At 70.5% G+C, this 26,852-nt stretch carries 18 protein-coding genes and 1 pseudogene; 16 read left to right on the plus strand and 3 right to left on the minus strand.

Annotated features, from left to right (window positions below; genetic code table 11):
* The first annotated feature begins 135 nt into the window (after positions 1 to 135).
* Both BM115_RS12705 and BM115_RS12710 read left to right on the plus strand, forming a co-directional pair.
* Positions 136 to 858, plus strand: a complete 723-nt coding sequence (locus BM115_RS12705; RefSeq protein ID WP_092294220.1) for a Crp/Fnr family transcriptional regulator — start codon at positions 136 to 138, stop codon at positions 856 to 858.
* 86 nt (positions 859 to 944) lie between these two features.
* Positions 945 to 2,609: a glucosamine inositolphosphorylceramide transferase family protein gene (locus tag BM115_RS12710; RefSeq protein ID WP_092294222.1), complete on the plus strand. Its 1,665-nt coding sequence runs from the start codon at positions 945 to 947 to the stop codon at positions 2,607 to 2,609.
* Between the two features lie 53 nt (positions 2,610 to 2,662).
* Here BM115_RS12710 and BM115_RS12715 read toward each other — a convergent pair whose 3' ends face one another.
* The gene (locus BM115_RS12715) at positions 2,663 to 4,648 is read right to left on the minus strand and encodes a serine aminopeptidase domain-containing protein (RefSeq protein ID WP_177219903.1); all 1,986 of its coding nucleotides are present in this window, start codon (positions 4,646 to 4,648) and stop codon (positions 2,663 to 2,665) included.
* The gene (locus tag BM115_RS12720) at positions 4,635 to 5,651 is read right to left on the minus strand and encodes a DUF1839 family protein (RefSeq protein ID WP_255370795.1); all 1,017 of its coding nucleotides are present in this window, start codon (positions 5,649 to 5,651) and stop codon (positions 4,635 to 4,637) included. Before BM115_RS12720 ends, BM115_RS12715 begins: the two co-directional genes overlap by 14 nt.
* A gap of 408 nt (positions 5,652 to 6,059) precedes the next feature.
* Between BM115_RS12720 and BM115_RS12725 the strand changes: the two genes are divergently transcribed.
* From BM115_RS12725 to BM115_RS12790, 14 genes and pseudogenes are all read left to right on the plus strand, one after another.
* Positions 6,060 to 6,545: a GNAT family N-acetyltransferase gene (locus BM115_RS12725; RefSeq protein ID WP_092294228.1), complete on the plus strand. Its 486-nt coding sequence runs from the start codon at positions 6,060 to 6,062 to the stop codon at positions 6,543 to 6,545.
* A 31-nt stretch (positions 6,546 to 6,576) separates the two neighbouring features.
* Positions 6,577 to 8,121: a mannose-1-phosphate guanylyltransferase/mannose-6-phosphate isomerase gene (locus tag BM115_RS12730; protein WP_369823415.1), complete on the plus strand. Its 1,545-nt coding sequence runs from the start codon at positions 6,577 to 6,579 to the stop codon at positions 8,119 to 8,121.
* A 12-nt stretch (positions 8,122 to 8,133) separates the two neighbouring features.
* The gene (locus BM115_RS12735; protein WP_092294230.1) at positions 8,134 to 9,525 is read left to right on the plus strand and encodes an undecaprenyl-phosphate glucose phosphotransferase; all 1,392 of its coding nucleotides are present in this window, start codon (positions 8,134 to 8,136) and stop codon (positions 9,523 to 9,525) included.
* A 94-nt stretch (positions 9,526 to 9,619) separates the two neighbouring features.
* Complete coding sequence (locus tag BM115_RS12740; protein WP_092294232.1) at positions 9,620 to 10,735, plus strand: glycosyltransferase; 1,116 nt, start codon at positions 9,620 to 9,622, stop codon at positions 10,733 to 10,735.
* The gene (locus tag BM115_RS12745) at positions 10,729 to 11,910 is read left to right on the plus strand and encodes a polysaccharide biosynthesis/export family protein (RefSeq protein ID WP_092294234.1); all 1,182 of its coding nucleotides are present in this window, start codon (positions 10,729 to 10,731) and stop codon (positions 11,908 to 11,910) included. Before BM115_RS12740 ends, BM115_RS12745 begins: the two co-directional genes overlap by 7 nt.
* A 21-nt stretch (positions 11,911 to 11,931) precedes the next feature.
* On the plus strand, positions 11,932 to 14,238 hold the full coding sequence (locus tag BM115_RS12750; RefSeq protein WP_092294236.1) for a polysaccharide biosynthesis tyrosine autokinase: 2,307 nt from the start codon (positions 11,932 to 11,934) through the stop codon (positions 14,236 to 14,238).
* Positions 14,239 to 14,290: 52 nt separating this feature from the next.
* Entirely contained in the window at positions 14,291 to 15,730 is a 1,440-nt protein-coding gene (locus BM115_RS12755; RefSeq protein ID WP_143093884.1) for an O-antigen ligase family protein, read from the plus strand.
* 47 nt (positions 15,731 to 15,777) lie between these two features.
* Positions 15,778 to 16,959: a glycosyltransferase family 4 protein gene (locus BM115_RS12760; RefSeq protein WP_092294394.1), complete on the plus strand. Its 1,182-nt coding sequence runs from the start codon at positions 15,778 to 15,780 to the stop codon at positions 16,957 to 16,959.
* A 152-nt stretch (positions 16,960 to 17,111) separates the two neighbouring features.
* Complete coding sequence (locus tag BM115_RS12765) at positions 17,112 to 18,236, plus strand: glycosyltransferase family 4 protein (RefSeq protein ID WP_255370805.1); 1,125 nt, start codon at positions 17,112 to 17,114, stop codon at positions 18,234 to 18,236.
* 28 nt (positions 18,237 to 18,264) lie between these two features.
* Positions 18,265 to 19,362 (plus strand): annotated as a pseudogene (locus BM115_RS12770) (glycosyltransferase family 4 protein); the annotation flags it as partial.
* Positions 19,363 to 19,459: 97 nt separating this feature from the next.
* Positions 19,460 to 21,778: an NHL repeat-containing protein gene (locus BM115_RS12775; protein ID WP_092294244.1), complete on the plus strand. Its 2,319-nt coding sequence runs from the start codon at positions 19,460 to 19,462 to the stop codon at positions 21,776 to 21,778.
* Complete coding sequence (locus BM115_RS12780; RefSeq protein WP_143093885.1) at positions 21,775 to 23,295, plus strand: oligosaccharide flippase family protein; 1,521 nt, start codon at positions 21,775 to 21,777, stop codon at positions 23,293 to 23,295. Before BM115_RS12775 ends, BM115_RS12780 begins: the two co-directional genes overlap by 4 nt.
* Positions 23,292 to 24,449, plus strand: a complete 1,158-nt coding sequence (locus BM115_RS12785) for a glycosyltransferase (protein WP_092294248.1) — start codon at positions 23,292 to 23,294, stop codon at positions 24,447 to 24,449. The genes BM115_RS12780 and BM115_RS12785 overlap by 4 nt, the downstream gene beginning before the upstream one ends.
* A complete protein-coding gene (locus BM115_RS12790) occupies positions 24,442 to 25,704 on the plus strand; it encodes a glycosyltransferase family 4 protein (protein ID WP_092294250.1) in 1,263 nt (420 codons plus the stop codon). The genes BM115_RS12785 and BM115_RS12790 overlap by 8 nt, the downstream gene beginning before the upstream one ends.
* 25 nt (positions 25,705 to 25,729) lie before the next feature.
* Here the strand turns inward: BM115_RS12790 and BM115_RS12795 are convergent, their stop codons facing one another.
* Complete coding sequence (locus tag BM115_RS12795; protein ID WP_092294252.1) at positions 25,730 to 26,698, minus strand: glycosyltransferase family 2 protein; 969 nt, start codon at positions 26,696 to 26,698, stop codon at positions 25,730 to 25,732.
* Positions 26,699 to 26,852: the final 154 nt, after the last annotated feature.

Consider the following 26,852-nt stretch of genomic DNA (forward strand, 5'->3'; position numbering starts at 1 on the left):
CAGCTACGGGGCTGCCAGAGATCGCCAGAAAACGCAAACGGGTGGAGCGGCGAGATCGGGTCACAGCCTGCATGGAGATTGCCATGCGGGGTGGAGGACCGATGCTGCTCCCGGGTCAGAGGGAGGAGAATCACCATGATTACGCATCGGTCAGACTTGCATGTCAATCACCTGCTCAACGCGTTGCCGCGTCACGAATGGGAAACGCTTTCGCGGCATTTCGAACTGGTCCGGCTCCGCGCCGGTGAGCTGCTGACCGACTCGGGCCAGCGCATCGTCCACGTGTACTTCCCGACCACGTCGGTGGTTTCGCTGCTGTCGCTGCTCGAAGACGGCGCCACGGTGGAATTCGCGGCCGTCGGCAACGAAGGACTCGTCGGCATTCCCGTGGTCACCGGCGGCGACACCATGCCGAGCCGCGTGGAAGTGCGCAGCCCCGGCTTCGCCTACCGTATCCCCGCCCGCGCCCTGCGTGCCGAACTGGCCCACATGCCCGCCCTGCAACGCGTGACCCTGCTCTACGTGCAGGCCGTGCTGACGCAGATCGCGCAGACCGCCGCCTGCAACCGCCACCATTCGCTCAACAAGCAACTGTGCCGCTGGCTGCTGCTGGCCATCGACCGCATGAGCTCCAACGAACTGGTGATCACGCAGCAGGTCATCGCCAACATGCTCGGCGTGCGCCGCGAGGGCGTGACCGAAGCGGCGGGCAAGCTCGAGGACCTGGGCCTGATCCACCATAGCCGTGGCCACATCACGGTGCTGGATCGCTGCGGGCTGGAGAAGCATTCCTGCGAATGCTACAAGCTCGTCAAGCGCGAGTACGACCGCCTGCTGCCGGCGCTGGTGCAAGCCTGATTTCCGCAGGGCGATGCGGCGCGGCATCACGCCGCGCCGCATCGCATTCCTGCCGAAGGATCCTTGCGCCAACCGGAGAGCCCGCTATGACGGTCACCTCGCTTGACTTGCCCGACCTCGATGCCAAGCCGGGCGGCGACGCCCAGGCGGCAGTCGTCCCGCTACGCATCGGCCTGCTGCTGGACAGCCCGCAGGCGTTGCATCACCTCTACCAGCTCGTGCTCTGGGCCCGCAAGCAGCCGGGCCTGGCCATCACCCATCTGATCGTGCACGGGCCCGTGCAGGGCGGCGTCTCGCCGTGGGACCGCCTGCTCGCGGCCACGCTGCGCGGCCTGATGCGGGCCGAAGGCACGGTGCTGCGCGGTACCTATCGCGGCCACCTGACCCGCCACGACCTCGCGCGCTCGATCCCCGAGCGCCTGGACATTGCCGCGCCGATGCCCGGCGCCAACGGTCACATGCAGTTCGACGTCGCCGCGGTGGAACAGGTACGCGCCCTCGGGCTGGACCTGCTGCTCGGCTTCGGCCCCGCCACGGTCGATGCGCGGATTGCGGCTGCCGCGCGCATCGGCACGCTGTGGATGCGTTATGGCCGGGGCGGCGTGGCGCCAGCCGCCGGCTTCGACGAATGCCGGCACGCCGAGCCGGCCACCGGCTTCGCCATCGAACGCATCGACGGCACGCGCCGCGTGCTGCGCGCGGGCCGGGTGGGCACGCGCGTGAGCTACCTCGAAAACCAGGCCCACCTGTACCGCAAGGCCGATGTGCACCTGCGCGCGCTGCTGACGGGCATCGCCACGACGGGCACGCTGCCCTCGCCGGCCGGCGCGCCGGTTCCCGGGCTGGCCCGGCCCCGTGCGCGCGACCTCGTCGGCTACGCGGGCCGCCTGTTCAAGCGCGCGGCGATCAAGGGCACCCAGCGCGCGCTGCACATGCGGCGCAAGTTCGGCATCTCGATCCTGCAGGGCTCCTGGCGCAACGCCGATCTGCGGCAGGCCGTGGAGGTGACCGCGCCGCGCGGCCGCTTCTGGGCCGATCCCTTCCTGTGGACCGGGCCCGATGGGCGCGTGGTCTGCTTCGTGGAGGACTACCGCTACGCCACCGGCCGCGCCCATATCTCGGCGCTGGAAATCGTCGGCCATCGCGCGGTGGACCTTGGCGCGGTGATCGTCGAGCCGTACCACATGTCGTTCCCGTACCTGTTCTCGTACGAAGGGGCGCTATATATGTGCCCCGAATGCTCGGGGTCCGGACAGATCCGCGTCTATCGGTGCGCCGAATTCCCGCTCAAGTGGGAGCTGGCCGCCGTGCTGATGGACAACGTCTCCGCCGCGGACACCGTGCTGTTCCCGCGCGACGGCAAATGGTGGATGCTGACCAGCATGGACCCCGCCGACGTGAAGGACCATTGCAGCGAGCTGTACCTGTTCTCGGGGCCGTCCCCGCTCGGCACGGACTGGACGCCCTGCGCGGCCAACCCGGTGCGGATTGACCCGGCCGGCGGGCGCAATGCCGGCCTGATCATGGACGGCGGGCGCATCTACCGGCTGGCGCAGCGCCAGGGCTTCGACCGCTACGGCGAAGGGCTGATCGTCAACGAGGTGCTGGCGGTCTCCGACGAGGCGTACCGCGAGCGCGAGGTGCGCCGCATCGACCCGGACTTCGGCCGGCGGCTGATCGGCTCGCACCATATGACCAGCACCGGCACGGTCACCGTGGTGGACCACGTGCGGCGGGAGTTCGTGTTCTGAGTGCCTTGGGCGCCCGGCTACGGGCGCCCGATCGACCGCTGTACCGCCTTGGTTCAGCGCAGCGCCGGCTCCGGATCGATGCCGGCCACGAGGGCCGCGATGGTGTCTGCGTCCTCGCAGAAATGGGTACGCAGGTACTGGTCGAGCATGGCGTAGACCGCCTCGCGTGCCGCGTAGGACCGCAGCGCGTGGTCCACTTCATCCGAAATCACGCACTTCACATGACGATAGCGCCGCAGTTGCCGCCCGCGCGCGCCGAAGTGCGTGGCGAGTTCCCCCAGGCCCGGATCGTAGCCGCCGAAGACCAGCCACACCGGCACGCTGCGTTCATCGAGCCGACGAATGAGGCCGTGCACCTGACGCACTGCCGTATCAGCGCGAGTAATCCACGCGGCCAGTGTCTGCGCCCGCGTGCGCACGCGGGCCACGATGCGGCGGCTCAACTCCATGGCAATCGAGCCGATTTCCGCGTCGCCCTTGAACACGCGTACCCATTTCTGCGTGTCCAGCGCGGCGGTTAGATACACGCGCGTGGCCGCCTGGCGCGGGCTGGGGCGCTGCTGCACCACGTCCTGGATGCCGAGCCCTTCGGGCCACTGGAACTTCTGCACATTGACCAGCACCGCGCCCGCCACGTGCTCGCTGCCGGTGGCCGCGTGCAGCCCCACGAAGGCGCCCGAGCAGATGCCGAACAGCACCACCCGGCCGAAGCCCTGCGCGGCCAGCCACGCGGCGGCGGCGGTCACGTCGCGGCGCAGGTGGCTGCCGTAGGGCTGGAAGGCGTACTGGGGCAGCGCCAGCGAGACGCTGTCGCCAATCCCGCCCAGATCCATCCGCATCGACGCAATGCCGCGCCGCGCAAGGTAGCGCGCGCAGAGCACGCCCATGCGCGCATCGCCCACATGATGGCCAGCGCCGGTGTTGATGATGAGCACCACCGGCGCGCCGTCGCCGCGCGCGGCGGCAGGCGGCTCGCACAGGATGCCGAACAGGCCGTCGGCGCCGTAGTGCGCGCGGCGCTCCACGAAGCGGTCGCCGTGCAGTACCGGCGCGTCGTCGGCGGACAGGCGGCGCACGCGCGCGTTGTCGGGCTCGCGCACATCGGTCTCGGGTACGCCGGCCAGCCACGCCGTGGTGTGCCGGAACGCCTGCCAGGGCAGGTCGTTCAGCTCGGGATAGCTGACATAGGTCTCGTATTCGTCGAACGGCGCCTGCGTCACGTCGCAGCCGAGCGCGGCGGCGCTCTCGGCCAGCCGCCCGGCGCCGTCGAGCGTGCTGGCCGACAGGATCAGCATGCGTGCGGCGGGCCGCTGGTGCAGCTGCCCGGGTTTGCCGAGGTCGCACGTCTGGATGGCGTCGATGGTGTCGCGGTAGAAGCGGTTGCCGACCACGGTCATGAAGTCTTCGGTCTCGGCCGGATCGAGCTGGTCGGCCGGGGACGATCGCGCGGTGCTCTGCAACGCGCGCAGTTCGCGCAGATGGTCACGCCCACGCACCACCGGCGCCAGCAGCACCAGCGCGTCGATCGCCTCCGCCTCCATCTCCTGCGTGGCGAGCACCGCCAGCAGCGCGCCGAGGCGGATGCCGCACAAGGCCACGCGCGTCACGCCGGTACGTTCGCGCAGGACGCGCACGGCGGCCACGATGCTGGCCGTCCACGCCTGCAGGCGGGCAGGATCGCTCTCGTCGCCATCGGAATCGCCGGTGCCGTGGTAATCGAAGCGCAGCGCCGGCATGCCGTTGGCGGACAGCGCCGTGGCGAGGTAGCGCCAGCCACGGTGGGTCATGATCGCTTCCTGCCCGAACGGGTTGCACAGCACCACGCCGCAGGGATCGGCAGAAAGGGGGGCAAGGGGGGCAAGGGGGACGATGGGCCGGTGCAGCCAGCCGTAGCACCCGTCGAACAGCAGCGGTTCCATCACCGCGTGCACCATCCCCGGGCCATGCGGCCCGTGGCCGCCGTGCCCGTCCCCGTGCCCGTCCTCGTTCGGGCCGTCGCCCGCGCCGCCCATGGCGCCGCCGCCCTCAGGCACCCGCATGGACGTGCACCGGCCCCGCCGCGCCGAACGTGGCCACCAGGCCAGACAGCGTGCGGTCGTAGGCGGACTCCAGCACATCCAGGCAGTCCGAGCAGGCATCGGTCCGGCCGCGCGCCACCGCGCGGGCCAGCCGGAACTGCAGCACCTTGGCTTCCGTGGCGATGCTGTGCGCCGCGTCCACCACAGGCTCGGGCACCTTGTGCCCCTGCCGCGTGAGCCACGTCAGGTAGTGATGCAGCATCTCGAAGTTGGCGCCGAGCTGGCGCGGCACGTTGAAGGTGTACTGGTGGAAGTAGGCATCGCCGCGCGCCAGCATCCGCTCCATATGCGACGGAAACACCGCGCGCAGCCGGCTCACCGGGTTGGCGGCGGGGCGCCGCGCCAGATGCTCGCGCAGCAGCCGCACCGAGGCATCGGCCAGCATGCCCGGCGCCACCGGCGCGCGCACGCGCTTGGCGCACTCGGCGTAGGGAAACAGCAGGTCCGGATTGCCGGAGAGTTCGGGCGTCAGGCGCAGCAGGCCCTCGTAGTCGTCGCCATTGACCGTGTGGTAGCCCAGGCCGTGGTAGTAGCCCAGCCGGCGCGCCTGCGCATCGATCATGTCCACGCCGATCGAAGTCTTGACGTGTTTCTGCCGATAGGAAGTGGCCTTGGTGTCCGGCAGGTAGTAGCTGTCCACCTCCACCAGCACCGTGTGGCCGCGCCCGACCTGTTCGACGAGATGCGCCTCCAGCGCATCGTAGAGCGCCATCTCCTGCACCACGGTGCCGTAGAGCCGCTCGATGTCGTTGGTCGGGTATTTGAAGAAGGTGAAGTGATCGCCCTCGAAGTCCTGCGTCACGGTGAACGGCAGCGCGGCGCGCGGTTCGAGCCCCCAGCCGTTGAGCAGTTCGATCCACAGGTCGATGTAGCAGTTGGTCTCCTGCCAGATCACGTCCTCGCCATGCAGCGCATGCGGCGCGGGCTGCGGCGTGCTGCGTGCCAGGGTCGCCGTGACATTCATATGGATTCTCCTCCGCTGTGTAGGCATGCCGCGCAGCCGGGCGCGGCCAGACGGTCTCCATTACAGCCCCAACCGCGCCAAAGATTGGTGCGCGAGGCAACACAGGCGCCGCAGCAAGGTGCACGTTTGCGCGCATGCTGGCGGGGCACCGGCAAGGGGCAGGCCGCGTGCAGGCAGTGGCACTTTTCCCGGCCTTTTCGCGCTCTGATGGGCACGCCACCGCACGCCGGGCAAGGTGTGCGGAAGCGTACAGAGACGGCGAGGGGCCGTTCCTACACTGCAACTCATGGATTGGGACGCGTGCCGCCAGCGTTGCGGCGCGCGCATTGAGAGACAGCGGTGAGCATGGGGAGCGTGAGCGCAGTGCGCAGCGCCGTCCATGCCTTTGGACAGACCAGGAAGGCGGGCATGAACTGGGTGGACAAGGAATTCAGCGAGCTGACCACGCGGGAGCTGTATCAGATCCTGCGCGTGCGCAGCGAGGTCTTCATCGTGGAGCAGGGCAGTCTGCTGCTCGACGTCGACGGCAAGGACATCGTCGGCACGCACGTGCTCGGCGTGGAGCCGGCCGAGGACACACAGCAGGTGGTGGCCTACGCCCGCCTGCTCAAGGGGGAAGGCAGCGAGATCCGGATCGACAAGTTCCTCACGCGCATGTCGCGTCGCGGCGACGGCACGGCCGAGGCATTGATGCGCAGCGCGCAGGAGGCCATCCAGACGCGCTGGCCCGGTGCGCCGGTGGGCATCCAGGTGCCGTTCTACCTGCGCGAATTTTGCGAGGGGTTCGGCTTCAGCAAGCGCGAGGGCCCGTACCTGGAACACGGTACGCATTTCATCGGCATGGTCTGGCAGCCGCCCCGCGCGCGCGCCCGGCTGTTCCGTCTGACACGCTGAGCCGCATGCGGCCCGGCCGGGAGAGCATTCCATGAACCAACCGATTCCGGTGGGCCTGCCGCCCGTTACGCTCGGCGCAGCCCTCGCGCCGCCCGTGACCGCGGCAATGCCCGTCATCCAGTTTCCGATCCAGCCCGTGATCATGGCCGGTGGCGCCGGCACGCGGCTGTGGCCGCTCTCGCGCGAACAGTTTCCCAAGCAGCTCCTCAACCTCGTGGCGGAAGACACGCTGCTGGAGGCCACCGCGCACCGCTTCGACGGCGTGGCGGTGCTGGCAGGCCGCCCGGCCGGCATCGAGCCGCCGCAGCTGGTGGTCTGCGGCGAGGAACATCGCTTCATGATCGCGGACATGATGAAGCGCGCCGGCAAGCCCGCGCGCCTGCTGACCGAGCCCTGCGGCCGCAACACCGCCCCGGCGCTGACCGTGGCGGCGCTGCACGCGATGGCGGCTACGGACGGGGGCGATGTGGTGCTGGTGGTGACGCCGGCCGACCACAGCGTGACGGACGTGCCGGCGTTCCGCCAGGCGCTCGCCACGGCGGTGCGCCATGCCGACGCCGGTGCCATCGTCACGCTCGGCGTGGTGCCGGTCTCGCCGGAAACCGGCTACGGCTATATCCGCGCCGGCGGCACGGCGGTCGATGGCGCCTACACGCTCGAAAAATTCGTCGAGAAGCCGCACCTGGAACTGGCCCGCCACTACGTGGACTCGGGCGGCTACTGGTGGAACAGCGGCATCTTCGTGGTGCGCGCGGCAGTGTGGCTGCGCGCGGTGAGCCAGCTCCAGCCCGAGATGTATATGCAGTGCCGCGCCGCCTACGAGGCTGGCGAGGCGGGTGGCGACACGTACAAGCTGAACCGCGAAGCCTTCGGCGCGTGCCAGTCGGACTCCATCGACTACGCCGTGATGGAAAAGCTCGAAAGCCTGCCCGACGTGCCCGGGCGCGTGGTGCCGCTCGATGCGGGCTGGTCCGATGTCGGCTCCTGGGCCGCGATCTGGGACATCGCGCCCAAGGATGCGCTTGGCAACGCCGCGCGGGGCCGCGTGGTGTTCGATGGCGCGACGGCCTGCCTCGCCCACTCGGAAGGCCGGCTGATTGCCTGCGTGGGCGTGCATGACGTGGTGGTGGTGGAAACCGCCGACGCCGTGCTGGTGGTCGACAAGGCCCACGTGCAGGACGTGAAGAACGTGGTGCAGCGCCTGCGCGCCGAGCATGGCAGCGAGGTGGTCAACCATCGCAAGGTGCACCGCCCGTGGGGCTGCTACGACGCCATCGACCATGGCGACCGTTTCCAGGTGAAGCGGATCGTGGTCGAGCCGGGCGCCAGCCTCTCGCTGCAGATGCACTACCACCGCGCCGAGCACTGGGTGGTGGTGCGCGGCACCGCGCGCGTCACCTGCGGCGAGACCGTCAGCATCCTCAGCGAGAACCAGTCCACCTACATCCCCATCGGCACGCTGCACCGGCTCGAAAACCCGGGCAAGACGCCGCTGGAGATCATCGAGGTGCAGTCTGGCGCCTATCTGGGGGAAGACGACATCGTGCGCTTCGAGGACAACTATGGCCGCAAGTAAGGAGATGCCGCGATGACCGGGCTGATTGCCTGCGCGCTGGACCTGCTGCTGGTGGCGGGCAGCGCGCTGCTGGTGCACCAGCTCATGGTGCCCGCCGCGCTGCCGGGCCATGGCCTGCCGCTGGCCTGGTCGGACACGCAGACCATGCTGGTGTTGTTCAACGCCCTGCTGGCGGTGGTGCTGTTCGCCGCGTTCGGGGTCTACGGCCAGTGGCGCGACCGCTCGCTCAGCCAGCTCACCCACCGGGTGCTGGCGGCCTGCGGCGTGGTGGCGCTGGCCGGCATGGCGCTGCTGTGCACGCCGCGCCTGGAGAACGTGCCGACCTCGTGGTTCATCGCCGTGACCGCCGCCTCGGCGGGCATGCTGGTGCTGGCGCGGCTGGTGCCGGGCTGGGTGGCGCGACGGCTGGGCCGGGCGGCCACGCGCACGCGCACGGTGGCCGTGGTCAGCACGCGCGCCCATGCCCGCAACATGCTGGCGCAGCTGGCCCACGCGCCGGGCGCGCAGTATCGGGCGGTGTGCGTCTATGACGAGAGCGACGATGCCCCCGAGTGGCTGCACAACGTGCCGGTCTGCGCCAACTTCCGCGACTTTGCCGGCATGGTCCGCGCGCGCGCCATCGACGAGATCTGGCTGGCGCTGCCGCTGGCGGACCAGCATCTGGTGCGCCGCTTCGTGCGCGAGTTCCGCAACGACTTTGTCGACATCCGTTACATGCCGGACCTGCGCGGCCTGCCGCATCTGCAGTGCTCGGTGGACAAGGTGCTCGGCTATCCCACGCTGAACCTGGCCGTCTCGCCGGCCGATGAATACCAGCTCTGGCCGAAGGAGATCTTCGACCGCGTGGCGGCTGCGCTGGCGCTGGTGGCGCTGGTGCCGCTGTTCGTCGTGGTGGCGGCGCTGGTCAAGCAGTCCTCGCACGGGCCGGTGTTCTTCCGGCAGCGCCGCAAGGGCTACGACGGCCGCGAGTTCGAGATCCTCAAGTTCCGCACCATGTGCCTGCACGACGAGGCGCCCGGCACGGTCACGCAGGCGCGGCGCGGCGATCCGCGCGTGACGCGCGTGGGCGCGGTGCTGCGGGCGCTGTCGATCGACGAACTGCCGCAGCTGCTAAACGTGCTGCGCGGACAGATGTCGCTGGTGGGGCCGCGCCCGCATGCGCTGGCGCACGACGATCTCTACAAGAACCTGGTGGAGGGCTACATGCACCGCTACCGCATCCGCCCTGGCCTGACCGGCTGGGCGCAGGTGAACGGGTATCGCGGCGAGACGTCCACGGTGGAAAAGATGGAAACGCGGGTCAAGTTCGACCTGTTCTATATCCGGAACTGGTCGTTCTGGTTCGACATGCAGATCATCCTGCGCACGCCGGCGTGCATTTTGCTCCGGCGCAATGCCTACTGAGAGCAGCGCGGGCGTACTGAGACACGGTATGTGATGTGGCGGCAAGGCAGCGCGGCAATGGAGCCCGCCCGCTGATCCGCCGGGGGACGCCAAGATGGACCTATCGGTAATCATTCCCAGCTACAGGCGCTGCGACGACCTGGACCGCTGCCTCCGCGCGCTGGCGCGCCAGCAGCGCCCCGCCGACGAGGTGGTGGTGGTGGCGCGCGCCGACGACGCGCCCACGCTGGCGCTGCTCTCGCGCTGGCTCTCCACGGCCAGCGCCGACACCCTGCCGGGCCTGCGCCTGGTGACGGTGGACGAGCCGGGCCAGGTGGCCGCCAACAACCGCGGCTTCGCGGCTGCGCGCGGCGACATCCTGTGCCTGACCGACGACGACGCCGCGCCGCATCCAGACTGGCTGGCGCGTATCGGCGGCCATTTCGCGCGCGATGCCAGCCTCGGCGGCGTGGGCGGGCGTGACCGCGTGCACGAAGCCGGCCGCGTCCTGCAAGGCGCGGCGAACTGCGTGGGCCAGGTGCGCTGGTACGGCCGCGTGATCGGCAATCATCACATCGGCGCCGGCGCGCCGCGCGACGTGGACGTGCTCAAGGGCGTGAACATGGCGTGGCGGCGCAGCGCGGTGGCCGGGCTGCGCTTCGACACGCGGCTGCGCGGCGCGGGCGCCCAGGTCCACAACGACCTCGCCTTCAGCCTGGCCGTGCGCCGTGCGGGCTGGCGGCTGCTGTACGACCCGGCGCTGTGTGTCGATCACTTTCCGGCGCCGCGTGCCGATGCCGACCAGCGCGCGGTCTTCAACGCCGAGTCCTATTACAACGCCAGCTACAACCTCCACCTGGTACTCGACGAGCACCTGCGCGCCACCGGCGTGCCGGCCAGCCGCCGGGCGATGGCGGGCGCGTGGCAGGTGCTGGCGGGCTCGCGCAACTACCCGGGCTGGCTGCGCGCACTGGCGCTGTGCCTGGGCGGCGAGGGTGGCCGCGCCTGGCGGCGCATGGCGCTCGCGCAGCGCGCCCGGGCCGATGCCCTGATGGCGCTGCATGCCCCCGACGCCATGCGGCGCATGCCCCACGTGGTGCCGCCCACGTCCGGTGTGCCCGAACGTGCGGAAACAGACGTCCGCCCCGATGCCGGCGGCGCTTCAATGACTCCCATCGGTATGCAGCAACAAGGGCGCGCAGGCGCCGACAAGGAGAAGCTGCCATGGTAAATCGATTCCTCCCCCGCCTCGTTACGCTGGCCATGCTGGCCGCGCTTGGCGGCTGCACCTGGGCACCGGGGCCCGCACTGGACAGCAGCCGCATCCAGGACGACCTGTCCGCCAAGACCGGCACGGATGTCTATCCGGTCAAGCTGATCACCGCCGACGTGGTGCGCGCCCAACCGGACTCCATCGCGCTGGCCGCCGCCGTGCCCGATTCGCCGGCCCGCACGGGCAAGCTGGGCGACGACCTCGACGGCTACGAATACCTGATCGGACCGCAAGACCTCGTCGGCGTGACCGTGCTCGACCACCCCGAGATGAGTTCCGGCCTGCTGACCGCCCCGGTCACCGGCGCCACCGCGCCCGTGCCCGGCGTGCCGCAGGTCACCCCGACCGGGCTGCCATCGGACCAGAGCGGCTACCGCGTGGACCGTACCGGCGAGATGTACTACCCGCCGGTGGGCAAGCTGCGCGTGGGCGGCAAGACCGTCGACCAGGTGCGCGCCATGATCACCGGGGCGATCAAGAACACCGTGCGCGACCCGCGCGTGGACGTGCGCGTCATCGCCTACCGCAGCAAGCGCGTGGACGTGACCGGGCAGGTCCGCACGCCGGGCATGCTGCCGGTGACGGACGTGCCGGTGACGCTGGTCAACGCCATCACGCGGGCCGGCGGCTTCGCGCCGGAGGCGGACGTGCAGAAGGTGCGCCTGACCCGCGACGGCAAGCTGTTCGAGTTCGACCTCGAGGCGCTGATCGAACGCCGCAACGGCGCGCATGACTTCCTGCTGCGCGGCGGCGACGTGGTCTACGTGCCGGACCGCCTGTCCAGCCGCATCTTCGTGCTCGGCGAGGTGGCGCGCCCGCAGTCGCTGCTGATGAACAAGGGACGGCTGTCGCTGGCCGACGCGCTGGCAGGCGTGAACAGCATCGACGTGAAGGCGGCCGACCCGCGCCAGATCTTCGTGATCCGTGGCATGCGCGACAAGCCGCAGACGCCCGACGTGTACCGGCTGGACATGACCCAGGTGGACGCGATGCTGCTGTCCACGCAGTTCCGGCTCGAGCCACTTGATGTGGTCTACGTCGGCACCTCGGACGCCGTGCGCTTCAACCGCGTGCTCGACCAGATCACCCCCACCATCCAGACCCTGTTCTTCACAGTGGAACTGGCTCGCTAGCATCGTCAGGACGGAGCCGACATGAATACCCCTTTCCAGCGTCCCTACGGTACGCCACTGCCCCTGGAGGACGACGAGTTCATCCTGCGCGATCTGGTGCGCATGGTGCGCCAGCAGCTTGGCTGGGTGATCGGCATCACGGCCGTGGTGGCCGCGGTGGCCACGCTCTACGCCTACTCGCTGCCGGCGATCTACGCGGCGGATGCGCTGCTCCAGGTGCAGGCGAAGAACTCGGACAGCCCGCTGTCGCGTGCCTCGCAGGTGATGGGCGGCACCTCGCAGCTGGGGACCGAGACCGAGATCGAGATCATCCGCAGCCGCTCGGTGCTTGAGCCGGTGGTGAACGCGTTCCGACTCAACGTCTCGGTGTCGCCGGTGGTGATGCCCTATCTCGGCAACCTGGCGCGGCGCTTCGCCAAGTCGGGCGAGCCGGCGCCGGCCTGGTTCGGCCTGTCGCGCTACGCCTGGGGCGGCGAGCAGATCGACCTGGAACTGCTCGGCGTGCCGGCGGCGCTGGAAGGGGTGCCGCTGACGCTGCGCGCGCTCGGCAACGACAGCTTCGCGCTGTACGACCCCGAAGGGGTGAAGCTGCTGACCGGGCAGGTGGGCGAGATTGCCGACGACGGTCCGCTGCAGATCCGCATCGGCAAGCTCGTGGCGCGGCCCGGCACCGAGTTCACGGTCACGCGCTCGAACCAGCTTGCCGCCATCGGCGGGCTGGCCAAGTCGCTGCTGGTGCTGGAGCAGGGCAAGCAGACCGGCATCGTGCAGATTTCGATGGAGAGCAGCGACCGCGTGCGCGCCATGCAGATCGCCAACGCGGTGGTGCAGTCCTACGTGCGGCAGAACCTGGAGCGGCATCAGGAGGAAACCGCCCGCACGCTCGACTTCCTGAACGCCGAGGTGCCGCGCGTGCGCGCCGACCTGGAGAAGGCCGAAGACGCGCTGGCCGCGCTGCAACAGCGCCAGGGCGCGGTGAAGCCGACGTCGGAAGCCCAGTCCTACCTCGCGGGCGGGCTGGAGCTGGATCGCCAGATCGCCCAGCTGAACCTGCAGCGCACGCAGCTGCTGCAACGCTTCATGCCGGGCCATCCGCAGGTGCAGACCATCGACACGCAGCTCGGGCAGCTGCGCGCGCTGCAACAGAAGCTGGAATCGCGCTTCCACGACATGCCCGCGTCCGAGAAGGCCGGCGTGCGCATGGAGCGCGACGTGAAGATCGCCCAGGAGATCTACATCTCGCTGCAGAACAAGACGCAGGAGCTGATGATCAACCGCGCCGGCATGGTCGGCAATGTGCATGTGCTGGACGAGGCGCTGGTGCCGTCGTCGCCGGTCAAGCCCAAGCGGGCGCTGATCATCGCGGCCGGGCTGATCCTCGGACTGGTGCTGGCCGTGCTGACGGTGTTCATGCGCCGCGCGGTGTTTGGCCGCATGCACGAGATGGAGGAGATCGAACGCCGCCTGGCGCTGCCGATGTTCGGCGAGATTCCGTTCAGCCCGGCGCAGAGCTGGCTGGAGGACTACTCGCGGCTCGAGGCCACGGCCCCGCCCGAGCTGCCGCTGCCGGTGGAACTGGCCGGCGCCGAGCACGTGCCGGTGACGCCCGAGCGCGCCGAGGAATGGCTGCCCGCCGCCACCCGTCCGGTGCTGGCGGAGAGCCGGCCGCACGACGAGGCCATCGAGGCGCTGTGCGGCATCTGCACCCAGTTCCAGTTCACGCTGGAGCAGATGGGCCACCGCGTGGTGGCGATGGTCGGGGCCACCTCCGGGGTCGGCAAGAGCTTCGTCACGTCGAACCTCGGCACGCTGCTGGCCAAGTCGAACCGCCGCGTGCTGCTGATCGATGGCGACCTGCGCCGCCAGCGCCTGTCCGGCTACTTCAACCGGGCCGCCGGCATGGGCCTCTCGGAAATGCTGGGCGGCCGCATCGACGCCAACCAGGCCGTGGTGCCCACGGGCGTGTCGAACCTCTGGATCGTGCCCGCCGGCAACTTCGGCGCCACGCCGGCCGAGCTGCTGATGAACACCCGCTTCCGCCAGGCGCTGGACACCTACTCGCGCACCTACGACCTCGTCATCATCGACACCCCGCCGGTGCTGGACCACAACGATGCGATGGCCGTCTCCGCGCTGGCTGGCGCCACCGTGATGGTGCTGCGCACGGGCGCCCATACCGAGGAACAGATCGTCGATGCGGTCAAGCGGCTCAAGCGCGCTGGCGGCAACGTGGTGGGGGGCATCCTCAACACCGTGGTCGGCGAGGCCGTGCCGCAGTCCGACAGCCTGAGCGACACGCTCGCGCGCGCGTCCGGGCAGCCCGCCTGATGCGCCGCCCCGCACGTCACGCACACCACGCACCCCTCCCGGGAGCCCGCCCGTGATGACCCTCGCCCTCGACGGCCCCCGCCGCGCCAACCGCCAGCTCCACCCGGCGCTGGTGCCGGGGCTGTTCTTCGCCTTCGTGCTGGTGCTGATCCTGCTCAGGCTGGGCCGCGTGGTGGAGCTGGCGTACCCGGTGGGCGCCGTGCTGGTGGGGCTGATGTGCTACCGGCGCAACCCGGCCGAGTACGTGTCCTTCATGTGCTGGCTCTACTTCCTCTCGCCCGAGGTGCGCCGCATCGCCGATTTCTTCAACGGCGCCTACAACCCGATCAGCCCGATCCAGATGGCGCCGGTGCTGGTGGCCATCCTCAGCGGCCTGACCGTGCTCACCCACTACCGCGTGGTGGCGACCAAGCGCGCCTTCCCGTCGCTGCTGATCGTGCTGGCGATGACGTACGCGCTGGTGGTGGGATGCATCCGCAACTCGGTGCCGTCCGCGCTGTTCTCGTTCGGCTACGCCATCATCCCGGTCTTCGTCGGCTTCCATGTGCTGGCCACCTGGAAGCACTTCCCGGTCTATTCGCGCGTGCTGGTCTCCACGTTCAGCTGGGGCATGTTCGTGATCGGCATCTACGGGGTGATCCAGTACGTGCTGATGCCGCCGTGGGACGCCATGTGGATGCTGAAGTCCGGCATTGGCTCGGTGGGCGAGCCGCTGCCGTTCAGCTTCCGCGTGTTCAGCACGCTCAACTCGCCGGGGCCGCTCGCCACGGTGCTGATGGGTGGCCTGCTGTTCATGCTGGCCGGGCGCGGCAAGGTGGTCTGGGTGGGCGCGGTGTCCGGGCTGGTGGTGCTGATGCTCACCGCCGTGCGTTCGGCCTGGGGCGGGCTGATCATCGGCGGGATCTACGCGCTGGCCTGCATCGACGCCCGCACGCGTGCCCGGGTGATCCTCGCCATCCTGATCGTGTCCGCGCTGTCCGTGCCGATGTTCGCCGTCGAGGAGTTCGCCAAGCCGGTGCTGGACCGCATGGAGAGCGTCACCTCGATCAAGGACGACCGCAGCTTCCAGATCCGCATGCGCTTCTACGAGTCCTTCCTGGCCGCGGCGACCAGCGACATCGCCGGGGCGGGCATGGGTTCGGTCGGCATCGGCACCAAGCTCGATTCCGCCACCAGCCAGCTCGGCAAGTTCGGCGTGTTCGACAGCGGGCTGATGGAGATTCCGTTCGTGATGGGCTGGCCCGGCACGCTGCTCTACCTCACCGGGCTGCTGTGGATGATTGGCCGGGCGATGAAGCGCGGGCTGGCGATGAAGTCCAACCGGCTGCTTGCCGCCGCCGTGGGGACGTCGATCGCGCTGGTGTCGATGCTGGTGTTCAGCAACACGCTGAACGCGTTCGACGGCATCCTGTTCCAGCTCGGCGTGACGCTGCCCGTGATCGGCCATCGCTACGCGCGCATGCTGGCCGCATCGGGCGGGGCCACGCCATGATGCCGGCATCCGCCACAGGGGCCTCGGCAGTGTCGGCCGTGCCGCCGCTGCGTGTCGCCATCGTCACGCACGTGGTGGACCGCAACGACGGGCAGGGCCGCGTGAACCACGAGATCGTGGCGGCGGCGCTGGCGGCGGGCTGCGAGGTGACGCTCGTGGCCAGCCAGGTGGCGGCGATGTGGCGCGAGCATCCGCGCGTGCGCTGGCACGCCGTGCCCGAGGCGCGGCTGCCCACGGCGCTGCTGCGCTACCAGGCCTTCGCCGTGGCGAGTGGCTGGTGGCTGGCGCGGCACCGCCGGCAGTTCGACATCGTCCACGTGAACGGCTTCATCACCTGGGCCCATGCCGATGTGAACACGGCGCACTTCGTGCACCACGGCTGGCTCCATTCCGGCTACTACCCCTACCGCCTGCGCGACGGCGCGCGCGCCGCCTACCAATGGGCCTACACGCGGCTCAACGCCCGGCTGGAGCGCATGGCGTTCCGCCGCGCGCGGGCGGTGGTGGCGGTGTCGCCGCGCATCGTGGCGGAACTGCGGGCGACCGGCGTGCCGGTGGATGGCATCGAGGTCATCCCGAACGGCGTGGATACCGCCGAGTTCGCCCCGGGCAAGGTCTGCCGCGCGCGCTTCCGGCTGCCGGTGGGCGTGCCGCTGCTGCTGTTCGCGGGCGACCTGCGCACGCCGCGCAAGAACCTGGATACCGTGCTGGCGGCGCTCGCCCAAGTGCCGGAGCCCGTGGCGCTGGCCGTGGCCGGCAACGCCGAAGGCAGCCCCTATCCGCAGCGCGCCCGCGAACTCGGGCTGGCTGACCGCGTGCACTTCCTCGGCCATGTGGCCGACATGCCCACGCTGATGCGCAGCTGCGACGCGCTGGTGTTTCCGTCGCGCTACGAGCCGATGGGGCTTGTGGTGCTCGAGGCCATGGCCAGCGGCATGGCGGTGCTGACCGCGCGCTCCACGGGCGCGGCCGGACTGGTGCCGGACGGCGCCGGCATCGTGATCGACGACCCCGACGACGCCGTGGCGCTGGCCGCCGCGATCCGCCACTTCACGGCCGACCCCGGTGCGCTGCGGCGCATGGGGCAGGTCGGCCGCGCCGCGATGCTGGCGCAGGGCTGGGACGCGATGGGCCAGCACTACCTGCAGCTCTACCGCCGCCTGGCCGTGCGGCCCGTACCCATCCGATCGCAGGAATCCGACATGACGCTGAAGGGAGAGACCCGATGACCGCACGACTGGCGATTGGCGACCTGACTGCACCGCATCATCCCCCTGGCGCGCTGCGCGTGCAGCCGGGCGCGAACGACGCCGGCCCCGAGACGCTGGCGGCACAACTCGCGCAAGCCGCGCGCCCGCCGCTGTCCGCGTTCCAGATCGGCATGCACTGGTTTCCCGAGCGCGCGGGCGGGCTGGACCGCATGTACCACGCGCTGACCGGCGCGCTGCCGGCAGCCGGGGTGGAGGTGCGCGGCATGCTGGCCGGCTCCGGCGCGGCGGCGGCCGACACCCACGGCGCCATCAAGGCGTTCGCGCCGGCCGACGCGAGCGTGCCGATGCGGCTGCTGCGTGCGCGCCGGACGCTGCGCGCGATGCTGGCGCAGGAGAAGCCCGATGTCATCGCCTCGCATTTCGCCCTCTACACCTTGCCCGGGCTGGACCTGATCCGCGATTACCCGACCGTGATGCATTTCCACGGCCCCTGGGCCGCCGAGAACCAGGCCGAGGGCGTGGCGGACGCGGCCAGCCGCATCCAGCATCGCGTGGAGGCCGCCGTCTATGCGCGCTGCCGGCTCCATATCGTGCTGTCGATGGCCTTCGGCCGCGTGCTGCAAACGCGCTACGGCGTGGACCCGGCGCGGATCCGCATCGTGCCGGGCTGTGTCGATGCGGCGCGCTTCAACGTGCCGATGGACCGCCGCGCCGCGCGCCAGGCGCTGAACCTGCCGACCGATCGCCCGATTGTGCTGACGCTGCGCCGGCTGGTGCGGCGCATGGGGCTGGAGGATCTGATCGATGCGATGGCGAGCGTGCGCCGGAGCGTGCCGGATGCGCTGCTGCTGATCGTCGGGCGCGGCACGCTCGATACCGAACTGCGCGAGCGCGTCGCCGCCATCGGCCTGCAGGATCACGTGCGGCTGCTTGGCGCGCTGCCGGATGCCCAGTTGCCGCTGATCTACCGCGCGGCGGACGTGAGCGTGGTGCCCACGCTCTCGCTGGAGGGATTCGGGCTGACCACGGTGGAATCGCTGGCGGCCGGCACGCCGGTGCTGGTAACGCCCGTGGGCGGGCTGCCCGAGGCCGTGCGCGACCTGTCCGAGGCGCTGGTGCTGCCGTCCAGCGGCATGAGCGCGCTGGCGGCCGGCCTGACCGATGCGCTGCGCGGCAACCTGCGGCTGCCGGACGCCTACGCGTGCCGCCGCTACGTGCGCGAGCGCTTCGACGTGCCGGTCATCGCGGCGAAGGTGGCCCAGGTGTACCGCGAGGCGGTCAATCAATGCGAATGAACAGGCCAGCAGGATCGAGGGAGTAAAGATGAAAGTTGCAGTGGTCCATGACTGGCTGGTGGCCTACGCCGGCGCCGAACGGGTGCTCGAGCAGATCCTGCGCTGCTATCCCGAGGCGGACGTGTTCAGCCTGATCGACTTCGCCGAGGAACGCGCCTTCCTGCAGGGGCGGCCCGTCACCACCTCGTTCATCCAGCGGCTGCCGTTCGCGCGCACGCGCTATCGCGGCTATCTGCCGCTGATGCCACTCGCCATCGAGCAGCTCGACGTGTCCGGCTACGACCTGGTGATCTCCAGCTCGCACGCGGTGGCCAAGGGCGTGCTGACCGGCCCCGACCAGCTCCATATCAGCTACGTCCACACGCCGATCCGCTATGCGTGGGACCTCCAGCATCAGTACCTGCGCGAGAGCAACCTCCAATACGGGCTGCGCTCGGTGCTGGCGCGGCTGCTGCTGCACTACATCCGCAACTGGGACGCCCGCACGCGCGATGGCGTGGACCACTACATCGCCAACTCCGCGTTCGTGGCGCGGCGCATCCGCAAGATCTACGGCCGCCATGCCAGCGTGATCCATCCGCCCGTGGACGTGGAAGCCTTCGTTCCCGGCGGCCCGCGCGAGGACTACTACGTCACGGTGTCGCGGCTGGTGCCGTACAAGCGCGTGCCGCTGATCGCCGAGGCCTTCGCGAAGATGCCGGACCGCAAGCTGATCATCGTCGGCACCGGCCCGGAGCTGGACAAGGTGCGCCAGGCGGCTGGGCCCAATGTGCAGGTGATGGGCCACCTGCCGTTCGAGGCCATGCGCCGCACCATGCAGCACGCCCGGGCCTTCCTGTTCGCGGCCGAGGAGGACTTCGGCATCTCGGTGGTGGAGGCGCAGGCCTGCGGCACGCCGGTCATCGCCTATGGCCGGGGCGGCGCGCTGGAGACGGTGCGCGACGAGAAAAGCGCCATGCCCACCGGGCTGTTCTTTGCCGAACAGACCGTGCCGGCGATTATCGACGCCGTGGAGCGCTTCGAGCGCCAGCCCGAACTGTTCCGCCCCGAGTACTGCCGGCTCAACGCCGAGCAGTTCTCGGCCGACCAGTTCCGCGAGGCGCTGCTGGGCTTCGTGGCGCGGGCGCGGGCCATCGCCGCCGGGGGGAAGTCGTCCGGCGGGGGCGACGATGCCTCCCAGCCCGTGCGCGATGACCAGCTCGACGGCTTTGCGGGGTGGCGCGATGGCTGATGCGCACCGGGTGCCGCCCGCGTGCGTGCCCCGGCCAGGCCAGACGCGTTTCGGTCCCTGTCTCGGTTCCTTCCTCGCCACGCTGGGGCTGATCGTCCTGCTGCTGCTGTGCACACCAGTGGGCGCGGCGGGGCTCGACTACCGCACGTCCTGGGTCGGCAATACGCTGGGGTTCGGCAATGGCCGCTGGGTGCCCAACGCCGTGGAGGACATCGCCGTCACGCCGGAGGGTGTGGTGGTGACCAACACCGAGTGGGACGAGGCCGGCGGCGAGATCACGCTCATCCGCGACGGCAAGGTCGATGGCGTGGGCGACCACACCCACGGCTGGGGCAACTTCGGCGGCGACGCGATCGCCGTGGGCGACGGCTACGCCTTTACGGCGGCGCGCATCGAGAATGCCGGCGGCAAGCTGGCCAACCGGCCCGGCTATCCCGAGAAGAACACGGTCTGGTTCGGCCTGATGCGGCGCGAACTCGACCACCTGTCGCGCGGCGCGCCGTTCGAGGGCGGGGTGGGCAATGCCGACGACGTGAACCCGAGCCCGGTGCTGAACAGCTTCCTGCGTATCACCGCCGTGCGCGAGGGCGAGGACGCCGCCGTGCGCGGGCTGGCGGTGCAGAACAACGTGCTCTACGCGGCCACGCCGCTGCGCAACCGCATCGACCGCTTCGACACGCGCACCATGCGCCGGCTGGGCACCTGGGAGGCCGAGCAGCCGGGCAAGATGGCGCCGGACGGCGCCGGCAACCTGTGGGTGATCCTGCGCACGGCGGGCACGCAGGGCCGGCAGGTGGTGCGTTTCGACGCCGACGGCAAGCGCACCGCGCAGGTGCCGCTGCCGGCCGGCACCCTGCCGGTGGACATCGCCGTGGGCGTGGACGGCCGCCTGCTGATCGCCGACAACGGCCCGAACCAGAACCTGCTCTGGTTCCAGGTGGAGGGCAACACCGTGACCCCGGCGGGCGAGCTGGGCGAGCGCGGCGGCGCCTACAGCACCCGCAACGGCGCGCGCGCGGGCAGCGTGGGACCGCTGCGCTTCCAGGGCCTGACCAGCGTGGGCCTGGATCGCAAGGGCAATATCTACGTGGCGATGAGCGGCATGGGCCCGCGCCCGGTGGGCCATCGCCCCTACCATTTCGGCGCCGTGCTCGAAAGCTACACGCCGGACGCCAAGCCGCGCTGGCGGTTGGAGGGCCTGCTGTTCCTCGACACCGTGCATGTCGATCCGGGCGACCCCGGCTGGGCCTACACCGGCACCCGGCGCTTCCGGCTCGACTTCGACCACATGGACCCCGGCAGCGAGTGGCGCTACACCGGCATCACGCAGGACCCGTTCCGCTACCCGCAGGACGCCGCCTTCGCGGCGGGCCCCGAGGGGCGCGGCTTTCCGCTGATGCGGCGCATCCAGGGCCGGCTGTTCGGCTTCTTCACGGACCGCCACGCCAAGTACCTCAAGATCTATCGCTTCGATCCGGCCCGCTCGGAACTGGCCGTGCCGGCGGGGTTCATCTCGACCCGGCGCATCGAAGGCAACTGGCCGCCGTTCCAGCCGCCATCGGGCGAATGGATCTGGCACGACGACAACGGCGATTCCCGCTTCCAGGCCAACGAGTTCGAGCGCAACAGCGGCCGCGACGCCCCCGCCATGCAGGCCTGGTGGGTGGACGACCGGGGCGACGTCTGGGCCGGCTCCTACGACCAGGGCATCCGCCGCTTCCGCCTGCGCGGGCTGGACCGCCAGGGCAATCCCGACTACAGCTTCGACACCGTGGAGCGCGAGCCGATGCCGGCGCCGTTCACCAAGGTGCAGCGCCTGCAATATTTCCCGGAGACCGACACCATGTACCTGACCGGCGCCACGGCCGCCAAGCCCTATGACCCCGGCCAGTGGGACTCGATCGGGCGCGTGGTGGCGCGCTACGACAACTGGCGCGGCACCAGCCGCAACACCGTGCGCAAGCCGCGCTATGTGGTGGAGCTGGACAGCCTGCCGGGCCGCCGCCCGACGCAGGGCATCGAGGGCATCGCCGTGGCCGGCGACTACATGTTCCTGGTCGAGGCCGAAAAGGCCCATGTGCGGGTGCTGGAGAACCGCACCGGCCGGCATATCGGCGTGATGACGCCGGGCGGCGAGGTCGGCAACGAGAGCGGCTGGGTCGATGTGCCGATGGGCATCACCGCGCTGCGTCGCCCCAATGGCGAGTATGTGGTCTTCGTCGAGGAAGACGCGCGCGGCAAGAACCTGATGTACCGGTGGCGCCCGGCGGCGGTGGCGGCGGCATCGGCCGGGGAGGCGAAACGGCCATGATGGACGTCACCCTGCGGCGCAACCTGCTGATCAACCTGACCGGGCTCGCCCTGCCGACGCTGGTGTCGCTGGTCACCGTGCCGCTCTATATCAAGGTGCTGGGCGTGGACCGCTTCGGCGTGATGACGCTGGTCTGGGTGCTGGTGGGCTATTTCACGCTGTGCGACTTCGGCATCAGCCTGGCCGGCGAGAAGCGCATCGCCCGCGCGCTGGCCGTCGCCGACCGCACCGACATCGCCCTGACGTTCTGGAGCGCGCTCTGGACCAGCCTGGTCACCGGGCTGATCGGCGCGGTGATCCTGTGGGGCGTGGCCGGCGCCTATTTCCACTGGGCCACGCACGCGCCCGAGGCGCTGCTGAACGAGGTGACGCGGGCGCTGCCGTGGATCGCGCTGTCGATCCCGGTCGGCAACGTGGCGCTGGTGTTCGCCGGGGCCATCAGCGCAGCAGAGCGCTTCTCGGTCTTCAACATCAACCAGACCATCGGCACGGTGATGTTCCAGGTGCTGCCGGTGACGGCGGCCTTCGTGTTCGCGCCAACCCTGCAGGTGGCGCTGTGCACGGCGGTGATCGCCCGGGCCATCAGTGCGCTGATGCTGGGCGTGGCGGCGGTGCGGGTGCTGGAGATCGACACCGTCCAGCGGGCCCAGCGCGCCTGCGTGCGCGCGCTGTTCGGCTACGGCCGCTGGCTGCAGCTGACCGTGGCGGCCAACATGATCGGCGAGTCGCTGGACCGCGTGGTGGTCGGCGCGCTCCAGCCGCCGCGCTTCGTCACGTACTACGCGGTGCCGCAGAACCTGGTGTCCCGGCTGAACCTGCTCTCGGGTGCGCTCTCGCGCACGCTGTTCCCGCGCCTGGCCGCCGCCCCGCGCGAGGAGGCGGTGGAGATCGCCCATCACGCGCTCGGCTTTCTCCAGACGTTGCTCACGCCGGTGACGATTGGCGCGCTGTTCGTGCTGGAGCCGTTCCTGCGCTCGTGGGTGGGGCAGGAGCTGTCGTCCAGCTCGGGCGAGATCGGCCGGATCATGATCCTGGGTGTGTGGCTTGGCGGACAGACGACCGTGGCGCGCAACCTCATGCTGGCCCAAGGCAAGGAGGCGGGTGTGGCGCACGTGTCGCTGCTGCTGCTGCCGGCGTTTGCGCTGCTGCTGTGGGGCGGGGTCTACGTGTTCGGCATCCAGGGTGCGGTGATGGCGGTGCTGGTGCGCGGGGTGGCCGAGTATGCGGCGCTGCTGCGGCTCTGCGGCATGCGCGCAAGGCCGCTGGTGCATGAGATGGCGCCGCACCTGGTGTTCGTGGCGCTGGCGCTGCTGCTGGCATCGCACGTGGACGGCTGGCTCCCTTGCCTGGCGGCGGGCACGGCGCTCGCCCTTTGCAACATGGGATGGTCGCTGCACAGCTCGGCTACGTTCCGGGATGTGGCGAAGTCGGCCTGGCGGCGCGTGTCGCCGCGCCCCACGCCCGATGGCGCGGCACCGGATGTCGCCGCGCCCGCTAACCACGAAGGGAAGACATGAGGATCCTTCACCTGGCCAACCACGCCCGCGATGTCGGCAACGGCATCGTGAACGTCATGGTGGACCTGGCGGTGGCGCAGGCCGCGGCCGGGCACGCGGTCACCATCGCCTCCGCTGAATGCGGGTTTGGCGAACTGCTGGCCGGCTCGGGCGTGCGGCACGTGACGCTGGCGCAGCGCAAGCCGCTCGCGCTGCCGCTGGCGGTGCGCGAACTGCGCCGTCTGACGCGGGAGACCACGCCGGACATCGTCCACGCGCATATGGTGTCCGGGGCGCTGGTCGGCGCGCTGGCGCGCCGCGCGGGCGGCGGGCGCTACGCGCTGGTGACCACGGTCCATAACGAATTCCAGCGCAGCTCGGACCTGATGCGCCTGGGCGACCGCGTGGTGGCCGTCAGCGGCGCCGTGGCGGCGTCGATGATCGGGCGCGGCATTCCGGCGGACAAGATTCGCGTGGTGCGCAACGGCACCATCGGCTCGGCCCGGCTGGCGCGCCTGCCGGCGGCACGAAAGACGCTGGCGGGGCCGTCGATCGTCACGGTATCCGGCCTCTACGCGCGCAAGGGCGTGCTCGATCTGATCGATGCCTTCGCCGATGTGCACCGCGCCGTGCCGGGCGCGCAGCTCTATCTGGTCGGCAACGGCCCGGACCGCGCCGCCTGCGTGCAGCTGGCGGAGGATCTGGGCGTCAGCGACGCCGTGCACCTGCCCGGCTTCGCGCGCGACCCCCGGCCGTGGATGCGGGCCGCCGACGTATTCGTGCTGGCCTCGCACTCGGAGTCGTTCCCGCTGGTGCTGAGCGAAGCCCGCGAGGCGGGCTGCGCCATCGTCGCCACGGCGGTGGGTGGCGTGCCCGAGGCGCTCGGCTACGGCGCGGCGGGCCTGATCGTGCCGGCCCAGCGGCCCCGCCTGCTGGGCGAGGCGCTGTCGAGCCTGCTGCGCGACCGCGACACGCTCGACGGCTGGCGCGCGCGCGCCGCACAGGACATCGACTGGCTGCGCGTGGACCGCGTGGAGCGCGACTACGGCGCCATCTACACCGAATTGCTGGCCGAGCAGTTGGCGGGGGCGCGACCGCCCCAGCACGTCCCCCATGCCCCCCTTCCCGTCGCCGGCGTGACCGAGCCCGCCAAGGAGCTTGCGCGCCATGGCTGAACAGGACCCCCCACGTATGCTGCACGTAGACCTGCTGGCCCATGGCGCCAGGACGGGCAACCATCAGCCGTCGCCTGCACGGCGCGTGCTGTTCGTCGACCAGAGCGGCGAGATCGGCGGTGCGCAGCTCAGCCTGCTCGACATCGCGCGGCATCGCCGGCATGACAGCGAGGTGGTGCTGCTCGCCGACGGCCCGTTCCGCGAGCGCCTGGCCGCGCAGGGCGTGGTGGTGCGCGTGGAGGCGAGCGACGCCGTGGCGGCGCTGCGCCAGCGCGGATTCGGCGCGAGCGCGCTGCGCGGCCTGCTGGCGCTGCCCTCGCTGGTGCGGCGCGTGGCCCGGCGTGCGGCTGGCGCGGACGTGGTCTACGCCAACACGCAGCGCGCCATGGCGGTCTGCGTGCTCGGCAAGTGGCTGCACCGCCGCCCGGTGGTCTGGCACCTGCGCGATATCGTCGATGACAGCTTTTTCGGCGGCACGCAGTTACTGGCGATCCGCTGGCTGTCGCGCGGGCTCTCGCGCGTGGTGGCCAACTCGCAGGCCAGCGCGGACGCGTTCCGCAGGCTGGCCGGCGAAGGCGTGCCGGTGGACGTGGTGCATAACGGCATCGATCCCGCGCCGTTCGACGCCGCGCTGCAGCGCGACCGCATGGCGCTGCGCGTGGCGAACGGCCTGCCCGCCCGGGGCCTGGTGGTCGGCCTGTTCGGCCGGCTGACGTCCTGGAAGGGCCATCGCGTGCTGATGGATGCGGTGTCGCGCATGCCCGACACCACCATGGTCGTGGTGGGCGGGGCGCTGTTCGGCGAGCACGCCTACGAGGCGTCGCTGCGCGAGCGCGCGGCGCAGCCGGACCTGGCGGGGCGCGTCCATTTCACCGGCTTCCGGGCCGATGTGGCCGAACTCATGCACTGCATGGACGTGGTGGTGCATGCCTCGACCCGCGCCGAGCCATTCGGCCGTGTGGTGGTGGAGGGCATGCTGGCGGCGCGCCCGGTGGTGGCGACGGCGGCCGGCGGTGTCACCGAGATCGTCGACGATGGCGAGACCGGCATCCTGATCCCCTGCGACGATGCCCCGGCGCTCGCGGCGGCCCTGACCCGGCTGGCTGACGCCGCCGAGCGCGACCGGATGGGCGTCCGCGCCCGCGCGGCAGCGGTGGCGCGCTTCTCCCCCCAGGCCATGCTCACGGCCGTGGACCGCATCGTGGCCGACGTGGCACGCCGAGACGGCGTGGCGCAGGACGCGCCCGCCGTCTGACTTCCTTCCTGACTAATTAGATAGATCAGCGTGGCGTGATGGTTGCCGAACCGGTTGCCGAACCGGTCACCGAGTCGGCGGTTATCGGCGTCACGCCGCCGGTGGTGCCCGCGCCGCGCGCGTGCCGGTGGATGTAGCCGCAGGCCAGCCGCGTGGTGCGCCACGCCTCAGCCACGCCGCGCAGCCCCTGCTGGCGCACGTTGTGGGCCAGGTTGTGGGACACGGCCGCCATCAGGAACACCGCGGCCTTGGCCGGGCGGCGTTCGCTCCAGCCATAGCGCTTGAACGTGGTGTAGATGCGCGAGGCGTGCAGGAACGGCCGGTAGTAGTCGCGGTTGGCTGGCGACGGGAAATGATGATTGGCCGCGCTGGCCAGCCATTCGATGCGGAAGTTGTGCTTGAACACCGCCCGGCTGGCCAGGTCGATCTCGTCGTAGCCATAGACCAGCTGCTCGTCGAAGGCCACGTGTTCGAACAGCTCGCGCGGAAACACGGTGCTGTTGATCACGATCGAGTACATGCGCTCGCCGCAGCGGTAGTTGTGCTGCTGGAAGCCGAGGAAGGCGCCCTTGTGCGGCCGGACGCGCTCGCCGTGGCAGACCTCGGTGCCGGTCAGGATCAGCCGGTTGGCGGGCCCGCCGGCGGCCACGTGGTGCACGTGGTCGTCGAGCAGCCGTTCGGCCATCTGCTGGAGGAAGGTCTCGCCCAGCGTGGCGTCATCGTCGATAAACAGCACGTGCGTGCCCGTGGCGGCAGCCAGGGCGCGGTTGCGGTTGGCGCAGAGGCCGCGGCGCGGCCCTTCGACGTAGGTGATGGCCGGGAACTCGCCCAGCATCATGTCGCGCGTGCGGTAATCCGTGCTGTCGTCGGAGACGATCAGCTGGTGCACGGGCGTCGTGGAGGTCTGGACCGATTGCAACGCGCGGCGCAGGTCGTCGGGCCGGTTTCGCGTGCAGATGCACAGCGAGAACGTCGGCAGGAAGCTGGCTGACATGGCGATTTCTCCCGTCGGGCTGGTGCCCGTATCGTCGTTTGCAGCCTGTGCGGCTGTCTTCGTCAGTCTGGGAGGCGCGGCCACCGGGGTCTGTACGCTCGCTCACTCACTCCCCGGCTCCCGCGCCTGCGCGCGGGGAGCCCCGGGGAGGGGG

Source organism: Cupriavidus sp. OV096, assembly GCF_900115455.1.
In the GTDB taxonomy this organism is placed as follows: domain Bacteria; phylum Pseudomonadota; class Gammaproteobacteria; order Burkholderiales; family Burkholderiaceae; genus Cupriavidus.

Coding starts and splice junctions, on each gene's coding strand:
- BM115_RS12745 (WP_092294234.1), top strand. CDS start 10,729: ATGGTAAATCGATTCCTCCCCCGCCTCGTTACGCTGGCCATGCTGGCC.
- BM115_RS12720 (WP_255370795.1), bottom strand. CDS start 5,651: ATGAATGTCACGGCGACCCTGGCACGCAGCACGCCGCAGCCCGCGCCG.
- BM115_RS12735 (WP_092294230.1), top strand. CDS start 8,134: ATGACCGGGCTGATTGCCTGCGCGCTGGACCTGCTGCTGGTGGCGGGC.
- BM115_RS12790 (WP_092294250.1), top strand. CDS start 24,442: ATGGCTGAACAGGACCCCCCACGTATGCTGCACGTAGACCTGCTGGCC.
- BM115_RS12785 (WP_092294248.1), top strand. CDS start 23,292: ATGAGGATCCTTCACCTGGCCAACCACGCCCGCGATGTCGGCAACGGC.
- BM115_RS12710 (WP_092294222.1), top strand. CDS start 945: ATGACGGTCACCTCGCTTGACTTGCCCGACCTCGATGCCAAGCCGGGC.
- BM115_RS12725 (WP_092294228.1), top strand. CDS start 6,060: ATGAACTGGGTGGACAAGGAATTCAGCGAGCTGACCACGCGGGAGCTG.
- BM115_RS12715 (WP_177219903.1), bottom strand. CDS start 4,648: ATGCGGGTGCCTGAGGGCGGCGGCGCCATGGGCGGCGCGGGCGACGGC.
- BM115_RS12730 (WP_369823415.1), top strand. CDS start 6,577: ATGAACCAACCGATTCCGGTGGGCCTGCCGCCCGTTACGCTCGGCGCA.
- BM115_RS12780 (WP_143093885.1), top strand. CDS start 21,775: ATGATGGACGTCACCCTGCGGCGCAACCTGCTGATCAACCTGACCGGG.
- BM115_RS12765 (WP_255370805.1), top strand. CDS start 17,112: ATGCACTGGTTTCCCGAGCGCGCGGGCGGGCTGGACCGCATGTACCAC.
- BM115_RS12775 (WP_092294244.1), top strand. CDS start 19,460: ATGGCTGATGCGCACCGGGTGCCGCCCGCGTGCGTGCCCCGGCCAGGC.
- BM115_RS12705 (WP_092294220.1), top strand. CDS start 136: ATGATTACGCATCGGTCAGACTTGCATGTCAATCACCTGCTCAACGCG.
- BM115_RS12750 (WP_092294236.1), top strand. CDS start 11,932: ATGAATACCCCTTTCCAGCGTCCCTACGGTACGCCACTGCCCCTGGAG.
- BM115_RS12740 (WP_092294232.1), top strand. CDS start 9,620: ATGGACCTATCGGTAATCATTCCCAGCTACAGGCGCTGCGACGACCTG.
- BM115_RS12795 (WP_092294252.1), bottom strand. CDS start 26,698: ATGTCAGCCAGCTTCCTGCCGACGTTCTCGCTGTGCATCTGCACGCGA.